8 protein-coding genes are annotated in these 11,213 nt (G+C 63.2%); 4 read left to right on the forward strand and 4 right to left on the reverse strand.

The window, feature by feature from the left end; all coding sequences use genetic code 11:
• Nucleotides 1-246 precede the first annotated feature (246 nt).
• Nucleotides 247-5,196, forward strand: coding sequence for a hypothetical protein (locus QZY07_RS17725; RefSeq protein ID WP_295405574.1), 4,950 nt, complete (start codon nt 247-249; stop codon nt 5,194-5,196).
• 124 nt (nt 5,197-5,320) lie between these two features.
• On the opposite strand, the gene QZY07_RS17730 is transcribed toward QZY07_RS17725, so the two are convergent.
• Nucleotides 5,321-5,716: an FHA domain-containing protein gene (locus QZY07_RS17730; protein ID WP_295405576.1), complete on the reverse strand. Its 396-nt coding sequence runs from the start codon at nt 5,714-5,716 to the stop codon at nt 5,321-5,323.
• Between the two features lie 214 nt (nt 5,717-5,930).
• Here QZY07_RS17730 and QZY07_RS17735 point away from each other — a divergent pair, with 214 nt between their 5' ends.
• Nucleotides 5,931-6,209: a hypothetical protein gene (locus QZY07_RS17735; protein ID WP_295405578.1), complete on the forward strand. Its 279-nt coding sequence runs from the start codon at nt 5,931-5,933 to the stop codon at nt 6,207-6,209.
• Nucleotides 6,210-6,290: 81 nt separating this feature from the next.
• On the forward strand, nt 6,291-6,653 hold the full coding sequence (locus QZY07_RS17740; protein WP_295405579.1) for a hypothetical protein: 363 nt from the start codon (nt 6,291-6,293) through the stop codon (nt 6,651-6,653).
• 131 nt (nt 6,654-6,784) lie between these two features.
• On the opposite strand, the gene QZY07_RS17745 is transcribed toward QZY07_RS17740, so the two are convergent.
• Entirely contained in the window at nt 6,785-7,219 is a 435-nt protein-coding gene (locus QZY07_RS17745) for a hypothetical protein (RefSeq protein WP_295405581.1), read from the reverse strand.
• A gap of 120 nt (nt 7,220-7,339) precedes the next feature.
• On the opposite strand from QZY07_RS17745, the gene QZY07_RS17750 reads away from it, so the two are divergent.
• Entirely contained in the window at nt 7,340-8,767 is a 1,428-nt protein-coding gene (locus QZY07_RS17750) for an autotransporter domain-containing protein (RefSeq protein WP_295405583.1), read from the forward strand.
• A 133-nt stretch (nt 8,768-8,900) separates the two neighbouring features.
• On the opposite strand, the gene QZY07_RS17755 is transcribed toward QZY07_RS17750, so the two are convergent.
• Both QZY07_RS17755 and QZY07_RS17760 read right to left on the reverse strand, forming a co-directional pair.
• Nucleotides 8,901-10,331, reverse strand: coding sequence for a radical SAM protein (locus tag QZY07_RS17755; protein WP_295405585.1), 1,431 nt, complete (start codon nt 10,329-10,331; stop codon nt 8,901-8,903).
• Between the two features lie 108 nt (nt 10,332-10,439).
• Nucleotides 10,440-11,114: a YdcF family protein gene (locus QZY07_RS17760; RefSeq protein ID WP_363184441.1), complete on the reverse strand. Its 675-nt coding sequence runs from the start codon at nt 11,112-11,114 to the stop codon at nt 10,440-10,442.
• Between the last annotated feature and the right edge of the window lie 99 nt (nt 11,115-11,213).

Below are 11,213 nucleotides of genomic sequence, written 5' to 3' on the forward strand. Positions count from 1 at the left end.
AGACCTGAAGCCCTGGCCGCGACAATACAGTCCTTATCATTGTACCCCGCTGGCCCGGTGCTGTGTCGAGAGGCCGCGCAATTCCCGTGCGAATGCGTGAATTCCGTGAGTTGATTCGGATGCCGACGTCGGCGATTCGCGCCGTCCCACGCTTGCCGCGATCCCGACTCATTGGCGTTCGAACCTTGCGCGGCGCTCGCGACCCGGCCAATCTACCGGCAAGCCAGCGCTTTCCGAATCCAAACCATGACAGAATCCAAGGTCCGTATCTTCGTATCCTCGCCCTCCGATGTCGAGCATGAACGCGCGCTCGTCAAGGACATCGTCGCGGTGCTGGCCCAGGAGTATCGGCCCTATTTCGAGCTTCAGACAGTGCTCTGGGAGGAGGAGGCGCTGACCGCCGCGCGGAGTTTTCAGGCCGGGCTGCTGCGTCCGTCCGAGTGCGAGATCGTGCTCGTGATGCTCTGGACCCGGCTCGGCACGCCGCTCGCCGACGATCCCTATGGCGGCATGACGGGCACCGAATGGGAGTTTGTCGACGCAGTCGAGGCATCCGCGCGGCACGCGACCCCGGAGGTGCTGGTCTATCGCAAGATCGCCCCGCGCCTGGTCGACATCAACAACGCCGAGGCGATCCGCGCGGCGGTGACCGATCGGGATCGGCTCGACGTCTTCTTCCGCACCCATTTTTTCAACCCGGACGGCAGTTTTCGACGCGCTTTCCGGCAGTTCGAGAATGACACCGCCTTCCGCGATCTGGTCGAGACCCAACTGCGCAAGCTGCTGAATCGGCGCATCAGCGCCGAACGTCGCTTTGCCGCGGGCGTCATCGAGTGGCGGGGCAGCCCCTTTCGCGCCCAGGGGCCATTCGATGTCGGCGACGAGCGCGTGTTCACCGGGCGCGAGACGGAAACCCGCGAGCTGGTCGCGCGGCTCGATGGACTGAGGGGCAAGGAGGAAGGGGCAAGGGACAAGGGACAGGGTCTGCTGCTGCTGACCGGTCCCAGCGGCGTGGGCAAGACCTCGCTGCTGCGGGCCGGTCTGCTGCCGCATCTGGTCCGGCCTTATCTCTTGACCGGGGTGGCGGCCTGTCGCTGGTGTCTGGTCGAGCCGGACCCGGACGATCCGCTGCTCTCGCTCGCGCGCGCGCTGGTCTCGCCCGGCATGCTGGGAAGCGCGCTCGCGGCCTTCGGGCTGGATGCCGGGCGCCTGGCCGAACTCTTCGCGAGCGCGCCCACGGTCGGCGCGGACCAGATCCGCGCCGCGCTCGCCCAGACGGTCAACGACGATCTGCAACAGACGGCCGGGCGCGAGGGGCGTCTCCAGCTGGCCGTGATCCTGGATCCGCTCGACGGTCTGTTCGCCGAGAAGCGACTGGACGTGCCACGCACCCAAACCTTTGCGGACACCCTGGCGGCGCTCGCCGCGCAGGAGGGCATCTGGGTCGTCGCCGCGCTGGGCAGCCAGCATCTGCCCGGCCTGACACGGTTTCCGACCCTGACCGCCCTGCTGGACGAACGCAGTTGTTATCGACTGGAACCGCCGGCCCTGGGGCGAATCCGTCAGGTGATGGAAATCCCCGCGCGGGTGGCGGGCATCGAGTTCGAGGCGATGGGCCGGGACTCCGGACACGGACTGGTCGAGGCGTTGGAGTCCGAGGCCAGCACCGTGACGCACTGGCCCGTGCTGCTGGAACCGACCCTGGAGGCGCTTTACCGGCAGCTCGCCTCCTCCGAGACCGCGCAAGGCTCGCTGTTGACGTTGAGCGCCTTCCATGCCATCGGCGGCATCTCTGGCGTGCTGCTCAAGCGCGCCGACGACCTGTGGCAAACCCTGGACGCGGAGACCCGTAACGCTCTACCCATGCTCTGTCGCGCCCTGCTGGCGCTGGAGGGTGGGAGTCGCACACGGGCGAGCGCGCGTGAAGGGAATCTGTCAACCCTGCTGCGCGACGACCGCTGCGCGATCCTGACGCAAGCCTTCATCGCGGCCCGGCTGATCGTCGCCGAATCGGTCTGGGATCCCGCGCAACGCAGTCTCTGCCCCGCGATCGAGATGACGCTCGGGGAATCGCTGCGGCATCTTCTGCTCCAGCTCCGCGAGGAATGGCGGGCGCGCTTCAAGCTCGGACGAGCGGCCGACTCGCTCGACGCCTTCCTTGATGCGCCGGCGACCGACCCTGCCGATCCTGAACCCGCCGCCGATCCGACCTTCCAGTGGGAGGAGTACCGGCCAATCGCCTACTTCGCCCACCCGGCCCTGTTCCTGCGCTGGGAACCGGTGCGCGCCTGGCTGGCGAACCCCGACCATCGCCACGATCTGACCCTGCGTTCGCAGATCGCCCGCCAGGCACGCCTGTGGAAGCGCACCGACTGCAATCGCGAATATCTGCTGGGCGAGGTCGGCCATGCCGCAGCGCGCGTCTTCGCCCAGGCCCACGGGGAGGAACTCGAACCCCTGGAGCTGGAGTTTCTGGCGCGCTCCTGGTCGCGGCTGCAATGGCAGCGGCGGCGCAATCGTCGGGTCATTGGCGCGCTGTTGGCAGTGCTGATGCTGTTTGCCGGCGTCGCCCTGTACGCGCTCTGGGACGCCTCGCGCCAGACCCTGCTCAATCGGCAAAGCGGCCTGCTGCGCGAGGCGGAGATCGCCATTGGCCGCGGCAACACGCCCGAGGCGGTGCGCCTGGCCCTGGCGGCCGGCCCCGACCTACCGGCGGCGGGAACCGACGTGCTCAGCCGCGCGCTCTCCAGCAATCGACTGCTTGCCATGAGCCGGATCGTGGACGCGGCAGCGGGGCGTCCGTTCGCGCCTCAGTTTCGTGACGATGGCGAACAACTGGTCACTTTGTCGAGCAATCGCGGGGCGCAGCTCTGGGTGCGGCAGGATGGCGGTTTCCGGCCTCTGTCCGACCTCGCCGGACCCGAGCTTCCCATCCACGCGATCCGCTTCGCTGGCCGGGGCGAGAACCAGATGATTCTGGGCATTGGCGTCGCCGGCGTCTGGCGTCTTCCGGCCCGGCCCGAACAACCTCCGGACTGGAGTTGTGGCGATATCGAGGAGACCAGCATTGCACTCGACCCTGAAGGACGCTTCCTGGCCCTTGCGCATAAAGCGCCGCCTGACCAGTTTGCCTTGTGCATGCTCGACCTGTCGCGTCCCGGAGCGCCGCTCTGGAAGCGGCCGCTTCAAACGGCCTGGACGCGCAGCCTGACCTTCTCGGCGGACGGAAAACGGCTGATGAGCGCATCGCGCGATGGGCTGACGCGGATCATGGACAGCAAAAGCGGCGACGAGCAGCTCGTTCTGCCACCTCAGGGTTCGCAGCTCCAGACAGCGATACGGGCGGTCTTTAGCCTTGACGGACAGCGGATCGCGGTGGCGTCGCTCGATGAACTGGTCCGTGTTTACGATTTGACCGGGAAGCAAATCGCGGAACTCGGCACCATCCAGCGTGGCGCGCGCACCATCCGGATCCATCAATCCGCGGTCCGGGATCTCGCCTTTTCGCCGGACGGTCTCTCGCTGGTGGTCGGCGATGGAACGGGACAGATCGTCCGTTGGGATCTGCGCACTCGTTCGGCCGAGGTCATCGGCCAGCATGATCTGGGCGTGGACCAGATCGGTATTTCCCCGAATACCGATTCTCAACGGGGCGAATATTTAGTTCTGAGCGTTTCGCAGGACCGGACGGCGCGCCTCTGGAGCCTGACGACCGGCAGGGCGCTAGCGGTCTTCAGTCATGACAAGGCGATCTCGGAGGCCAGGTTCAGCCAGGATGGGCGCCTCATCATGACGACCGCGCAGGCGGATGGCTCGGCGCGTCTGTGGTCGGCGGAACCGGCAAACCCTCTGGCCTACCGGCTGGACCAGGACGATCACGTCTGGCACGTCGCCATGGCTGAAGCGCCAGCGGGCTGGGAGGTCGCGGCCCACAACGCCCCGCCCCTCGCTTCGACCTCGCCCGGCGCGCGTCGCGCAAACGAAACAAGGGCGACCCTGATGGCGACCGCGGCCTTCGATGGTCATGTGGCGGTTTGGAGCCATGACCGCACGAACGGCACCACGCATCCCGTCCAGCTCAAATCACTGGCTGGCCACCAGGGCCGTGTGCGTCGGGTCGACTTTTCGCCATCGGCGCAATGGTTGACGAGCGCGGGCTCCGACGGCACCGCCAGGCTCTGGTCGCTGAATACCGCTGACACCTGCCGTCTGCGGGTCGCCAGCCAACGCAAGGTCTGTCTGACCGATGGCGCGGCGGACTGTCCGAACGTTTATCGAATCCTGTTTTCGCCGGACGAGCGTTGGCTGCTGACCGCCTCCAGCGATCCCGACCAGCCGATCCGGTTCTGGGATCCCGAGAACTGCGCGGCCTTGCGCCTGCCGGACGTCTTCGCGCAGATGAAAGGCAGTGTTCGCAGCGCGGCCATGACAGCCGCCGCGGACGACGAGGTCTTGCTGGCGACGGGCAGCGAGCAAGGGGCGCTCCGGTTGATGCGCCATGATCGGCGGGGCGTCTGGTCCAGTCTATGCGAGTGGGACGCGCATCAAGGGGCGATCACCGAGCTGACCTTCTCGCCCGACGGTCATTGGCTCGCCGCCGCCAGCCGGGATGGGCGCGCCTCGCTGTACCGGGTCGACGAGGGGTTCGCCGAGCGTCCATGCGGCAAACCCCAGTATCTGGACGGTCAGTCCGGGCGTCTGTATGGCGTCCAGTTTGCCCCCGATGGCAAAGCGCTCGTGACCGCCTCGTTCGAGGCCAAGGCGCATGTCTGGTCAATCGATGGAAGCCTGCTTGCCGAGCTGAGCGGGCATAAAAATCGTGTTGCTTCCGCCCAGTTCAGCCCCGATGGACGTTGGATCCTGACCGCCTCTCGGGACGGTACGATACGGATCTGGAAGCGTCCGCTCCGCGCGCATGCCAAGCCCATGGATGCCTATCTGACGCTTGACGCGAATCTCGGCAGCGTCACCCACGCGGTGTTCAGCCCCGACGGTCATGCCATCGGCGCCGGTTATTGGGAGAATGCCGCGCTGCTGTGGCGATTGTGGGACGAAGATCCGCGACCCGATCGACATCTGGAAGGGCTTTGGGGCCGGGACCGATCCCGGCTTCAACTGCTTCGGGAGGCGCTGCGTTTCCAGAAAAAATTCAGCAACACCGATGCTGAACGGGCTTCTCCCGCGGACACGAAGTAAAAATGCTCGATCCGAGCCGATAAAGCGCCATGCGCTGTCAGCGAGCTGGCGAAGGCGGCCAGTCATCGTATCGTGAGGAAGCCTTGACCGAGCTGTGTAACGTAGCGGATTCCGCATGCAGATCTTACGGTGGACGATATCCTGCTGGTGGCACATAACCGATTCCGAAGCGGAACAGGTCGAAAGAGCGGTAGATGTCCAGCCCGTTGGAAGCGACTTGCCCGGAGGAGGCCGGCCGCCGGCCATTGAACCAGGTGCCATGGATGCACTTAAGATCCTCCAGCCAGACGCCATCGGCGCGGAGGATCAGTCGCGCGTGCTCGCGCGAAACCAGCGGCGAATCGATCGGCAGCCCGCCGCCGGGCGAGCGGCCAATGACGATGTCCTCAAGATCATTGCGTGCGCTGGGTGCGGACGTCGCTTGAGGTTGTCTCTCGGTTTGATCGGGCTGGTCTGCGTCGGGAACGCAAATCTGGATCAGGATATCGCCAAACGCGAGCCAATCGCCATCCTTGATCAAGTATCGCTCGGACAGCCCTCGAATAAAATTATGTGAACCGCATCACAAATTCGATAATTATTTGGACTCCGCGCTCGGTTGCCGAGACGGAACGGTTGAATTATGCTTGGACTCGGTCTGATCCTCGCGGATCCAACCAGGGCTTTGAGCGATGAGATATTTCCCAAGATCGCTTCGTTATTATTATTTGACTTAAAAGAACCAGGGCAACACCATGAAAAAACAAGTAAAATTTTTGTTTGTCGCTGCATTCGCCATTGGCCTTTCAACCCCAGCGATCGCTCAAAACACGAATACAACCATTCAGGAAGGTCGTGTCAACACCAACGACAGCTATCAGTCCGGCAAGGACAACGATAATGCCACATACCAGGAAGGCGCGGACAACGCCAATCGCTCCCGTCAGCGTGGCGACATCAACACCAATCAGACCGGACAATATGGCGGGCAGAACTACAACGAGTCGATTCAGGAAGAGCGTTTCCGACGCTGAGTTCGCCGCCCGCATGCAACCTGCTCGTGTCAATCGTCGAGTCGAATCGCTCCTGATTGCCGTCGAGAACGCTCAACCTGTTTGCTAAACCCGATCAAGGTCAGGCCGACGCCAGAAAACCAGGCGTCGGCCGCGTTGACGATCCATGAACAGAGATCAGGTCTTCAGATGAAAACACTTCTTTCTCTTTTGGTTTTAGGATTGACGCTTTCAAGCGCTTCGGTGTACAGCCAAGCCGCGCGCGACAACAGCAACCGGCCCTGTTTCGATGTGAATGTGCAGATCGATCGGAATAACCGCTCCAACGTCGATCAGGATTGCGGCCAAAACTACAGCAGAACCATGCAGGCGGGACAGAACAACGAGGCGACAACCTACCAGAGTGGCGATGTCAACGACAATAAAGTCAGACAGTATGGACAGGACGGGCCGAGTCGGCGGTAGCCCGACGCTGGCGGCTTAATCCGTCATCTCTTCAACCCTTGCCGGTTGCGCCAGCGTTCGATGGGCGGTGCAACCGCCTCTCGAACCGCTAGGCGATCCCTCCTACTGTTAGAGACGAGAAATCCATGGCTTCATCCAATGATCTTGTTCGTTTTTTCGTCGCTGTCTTGATCGGGTTCTCTTTCAGCTCGATGGGTTGCGCGGCGACGGAGGTCCATCAACAGGGTGGCTCGACCGCGGTGATCGAGCAAAGCGGGGGGAGCGAACCGAGCAGAACCCAGGTCACGAAAACACCCAATGGCCAGAAAATCATTACCCGCGACGGCAATAGCTCCGATGTCACGATCCAGAGCAATCGTCCCTCTGGCAAGGGAACCAACGGCGCGGCGAAGCCACAGGTCGACAGCGATCGTTTTAATCGGAGTTCGGTCAGCTCGCGGGATTGCGTCGATTGCCCGGCGCCCGGCAGGTTCAGGGAGACGGATATTCCAACGGCCAAGGAATATAAAGACAGCATTCGCGATCGGATGCGACCCCTTTTGCCAAAACAGTAACTCGCCCTTCATGCCAGGCGGTCTTGTTCTGGCACCACGAAGTCACTTGATTTTGTCCGGTCAGTACTTTTCATAAGGCGTATCACGATGAAGCATTCTGTCGGACCCCGGCTCCCTCTTTTGATGGTTTCCATGGCCGCCTGCTTTTCCACGACCTCTGTCGTCGCGGGCTCCCAGGCAAGCATCAATGGAGCCAATTTCAAGGCGGTGGATTCCCCCATCACGATCATCCAGGATGGCTTTTCCAATTCGGTCGGCATCGTTGACGAAGGGCTCGTTGCGGATTCGGCAGTCAAGCAAACCGGCTTCTATAACCGGACGGCGATTCTTCAATTCGGCAACGACAAGCTCGCGATTCTCAGCCAGCCTGGCCGGTTCAATCGTGCGATGATCGTTCAGGTTGCCGCAAGCGATCAGGATTTCCAGACGGTCGATAGCGTGCAGGGAGCAAGGACGCTGGCGTCGACCAATTATCTGTTTTCGCTGCAAACCGTCGTCAATGACGCCAACCCCATTGCCCAACAGTTCAGCCTTCTGTCCTTCGATCAAGCCAAAACGGTCGCCACCAACTTCCTCTTTGCGCCCGAATTATCACGCGTGAATACCGCGATGCTGGAAGACATCACGCGGCATTTCACCTCTTTATTGGAGAACCGCCTGGCTCAGGGGCGCGTTGGCTCCTGTGCCAGCGATCGGGATGCGGGGCCATCCGCCAAGCGCGATCCTGCCTGCTCCTCCTCGCCCTTCTTCGCCGCTCTGAGTTATGGAAACACCGAACGGGACGCGGCGTTAGGCGTGTTGGGATACGAACAGGAGATTCGCTCCGCCACCCTTGGCGCGGATTTTCAACTCAATCCTGTCAGTCGAGTCGGCGTTGCCTTCAATCTCGAGGAATCGGACGGCGACCTTCAAGGTCTCGGGGATGTGACCACAACCGGCTACCAGATCGGTGGCTTCGGCTCGTTTTCGCATGCGAACTACTACCTTGACCTGATCGCCACGCTCGGCCAGGTCAATTTCACCTCGGAGCGATTTGCCGGGTTGACGAAGGTGCGCTCGGATGTCGATGGTTGGAGCTATGCCGGACGCTTACAGGGGGGGTATTTCTTCGGTCAGGACAAGTTCCGGTTTGGTCCCGTGCTGGGCGCCGGTTACTCGAAGGGCACCGTGGACGCCTATTGGGAAAAGGGACATGTTCTGCTGACCCAAAGAATCGAGGAGCAGGAGAGCGAGCGGTTCGTGGCGTCTGTCGGCGCCGCCTTCGATCGCCGCGATCAGATCGGCGGTCTGCCGCTTCATTCCTATCTGAAACTCGAGCTGGAGCGTGATTTTGGCATCGGGCGCGAAGAGCTTGTCGAATCCAGGTTTGCCTTCTCGCCGGATTTCGTCGTCTTCACTCCGCTGGACGATGTCGCCGAAGATACCTATGGCAGGATTTCCGGCGGGCTCAGTCTCGCAATCAACCGACAGGCCACGGTTTCGCTGGCGGGAATGACGCTGCTGGGCGCCGACAGGCTCGATACCTTCGATCTTTACGGCGAGCTTTCAGTCGCCTTTTAATCCACGATCCTTGGCGGGGACGCGGTTTAAAATTTATCTGTATTCATCGCTTAAACCGCGCCCGCGACGACAGTCGTAGAGGCTGCCGAGGTTGCTCCAATCCAAAAACATCGCATACCGCGCTCGGTGCGGTTTAATCCCAAAGTTCCCTGGGATAGTCCCGGTAAATGGCCTTCAGCCCCTTGTGGTACTGCCGGCTGGCGCGGGCCACCCGCATCATTTGATCAGGCGATGCCAGATGACGGTTGACGCGCATCGGTACTTTCTCCAGCGCCGAATGGGCCAGCTCGGCGAAGGTCAGGGCATACTCGCGCAGCGGCATGGCCGTCGGCGTCAGCGGATGCATGCAGTCGTGCAGATCGTGCGGGTTGTCGACCCAGATGCGTGGCTGCATCGCTAGATAATCGGGGGTGCCGGGCGAAGGGGTGCAGACGGTGAAGCTGCATTGCAGCGGTGGCAGACCCCGAACGTAATCGCGCAGTCTGGCAAACTCGGCTTCGCCGTACTCGGGCTGGACCATGAAGGCGGCATGCACCGCGATGCCCAGCGAGCGCAGCCGCTCCAGTGCGCGCTCGTTCGCGGCGACGCTCCCGCCCTTGGCCGCCCGCTTGAGCTCGGCGTCGGTCGGAAACTCGAAACCGAGAAAGGCGGCGTCGAGCCCGATCTCGCGCCAGCGTCGCAACAGCTCCGGCGAACGGTTGACGGTCGTGGCCCGAGTCCAGGCGAAATAGCGTTTCCTGACACCACGGGCGGCCAGTGCGTCGGCCAGCTCCCAGGCAAAGTCCTCGCAGATGAAGTTCTCGTCATCGCTGAAATAGACATGCTCGGCCTCCAGTGAGGCGATCTCATCGACCACGGAGGCCACCGGACGCGGCCGGTGCACGCCACCGCACAGGTGCGGCACGATGCAGAATGAGCATTTCATCTTGCAGCCCCAGGAGGTCCGCACCATCGCGACCCGCGGAAACAGCGGATGCCAGCGCGGCAGCTTTTCGGCAGTCCAGACACTGCGGTATTGGCGCGTATCCCAGAGATCGCGCCGTGGCAGCGGCAGGAGCGCGGGGTCCGGAAATTGCGGCCACTGACGCTCTTCGTCGTCGCGCCAGGCCTGGTCCGGGCACAACACTTGGGGAATCCCGTCGAGTTCGCGACCGGCCGCGATGGCGGCGACGATCTGCTTGAAGGGCGCGCAACCCTCGCCGCGCACGATGGCGTCGATGGCGTCGATCCGATAGTCCCGCGGAGCGACGGTCGCGTGGTGGCCGCCGACGACGATCCAGGTCGCCGGCAGATGCCCGCGCACGGTTTGGGCGATCCGCTTGACGATGGACGCCTCGTGGCTGTATCCGGTGATACCCACCAGATCCGGTCGGAAGCGCCGCAGCGTCAGATCCAGTGCCGGCCAGGGCCAGGCGGCTAGACGCAGATCCAGAATGCGCGTCTCATGCCCGGGGCCAGCCGCCGCGGCCAGATAGCCGAGCTCCAGTGGCTCCATCCGCTGAAAGGCTTGCAGCCCGAGCACGGATGGCAGTCTCGCCTTGGGCTTGATCAGCAGAATACGCACGTCAGGCACCTCCGCCAGCGTTGCCCGTGCGCAACCGAAGGAGGAGCCGGCGCGGGGTTCCTGTGGGAGCTCGCCTTGAAGCGGGACGACTTCCTGCCACGGTTCGCCTCAGGATACCCGCGCGAGCATGCGTCGATTGCGGGTCAGCCTGGCCCACAGTTTTCCGGTCGCGAACCAGGTCACATAAAAACTTTCCAGCAACCAGCGATGCGGCAGGACAGAGCGCGACCATGGCGTGATCGATGCGGCGGCGCAGAGTCGATAAGACAGACCGAGGCTGTTCGCCATCTGCCCGAGTCGCGCCAGGTGATAGCGATTGGAGATCAGCGTCAAGGGCTCGCGCGTCTGCGTCTCGGCCAGCAGCGTCCGCAGGTTGCGCAGATTGGTCAGCGTATCGCGGGATGCCTGCTCCAGGCCGATGGACAGGCTGGCGCCTTCCGGGAGGGCGCGCAGCAGTTGCTCGCCGGCTTCGGCCTCGCTCAGACGCGCGTTCCCGGTGCGACCGCCCAGGAGGAGGATGCGGCTGCCCTGACGGGCGGCGGCGAGCCGGGCGGCCGTTGCGAGTCGGATCCGGTAGTCCCGGTCGGGCTGATCGTTGACCAGACGTTTGCCGAACACGACGATCAGATCGGTCGCCGGGCCGGTCCCAGCCCGGAGCCCAACGGCAATCACTCGGACGAGCGCGACGACGAAGGGAAGACCCGCGCCGACGATCCCGACCAGCAGCGTCAGCGCCAGGGTTCCGAGGTTGTCCCAGTCGATCCGCGAGTGCGTCGCCATCATGTCGTCGAGAGGGTTTAGAGCAGCGCAAAACGCCCAAGAATCTGCTCGTCGAGATTCGCGATCCAACCGCTGTCGTTGGATTGGATCCTCCGCTTCGAC

Origin of the sequence: uncultured Thiocystis sp. (assembly GCF_903866365.1) — a bacterium.
In the GTDB taxonomy this organism is placed as follows: Bacteria; Pseudomonadota; Gammaproteobacteria; order Chromatiales; family Chromatiaceae; genus Chromatium.

Bases quoted from the DNA above. Each gene is read 5' to 3' on its own strand.
- QZY07_RS17745 (WP_295405581.1), bottom strand. From the start codon at position 7,219: ATGAAGGGCGAGTTACTGTTTTGGCAAAAGGGGTCGCATCCGATCGCG.
- QZY07_RS17735 (WP_295405578.1), top strand. From the start codon at position 5,931: ATGAAAAAACAAGTAAAATTTTTGTTTGTCGCTGCATTCGCCATTGGC.
- QZY07_RS17750 (WP_295405583.1), top strand. From the start codon at position 7,340: ATGGCCGCCTGCTTTTCCACGACCTCTGTCGTCGCGGGCTCCCAGGCA.
- QZY07_RS17760 (WP_363184441.1), bottom strand. From the start codon at position 11,114: ATGATGGCGACGCACTCGCGGATCGACTGGGACAACCTCGGAACCCTG.
- QZY07_RS17725 (WP_295405574.1), top strand. From the start codon at position 247: ATGACAGAATCCAAGGTCCGTATCTTCGTATCCTCGCCCTCCGATGTC.